Here is a 239-nt window from a genome sequence, read left to right on the forward strand (position 1 = left end):
AGAACGACAAATGACAGAGGGGGAGCTGAAACGACTGGCAGAAAAATTACTTACGAAGTGGTCGAAGCATGTTGGTAACGGACTAAGTGTCCCACCAATTCGACGTCAACTGGCGGCGCCGCACCATCCGGCGGGACCAACGCCAGCGCAAATACTGATGGAAGAATACAAACGCCGCAAAGCGGCAGGTTTAATTAACTAAAACGAGTATTGACCAATGACCATAGAAATCTCTCAGA

Annotated in this window: 1 pseudogene; it reads left to right on the forward strand. The window is 49.0% G+C overall.

What is annotated here, in order from left to right:
* A pseudogene (locus FDX22_RS30580) lies at positions 1–202 on the forward strand (replication protein); the annotation flags it as partial.
* Positions 203–239 lie beyond the last annotated feature (37 nt).

The organism is Citrobacter sp. TBCS-14, assembly GCF_005280805.1.
GTDB classification, from domain to species: domain Bacteria; phylum Pseudomonadota; class Gammaproteobacteria; order Enterobacterales; family Enterobacteriaceae; genus Citrobacter; species Citrobacter gillenii.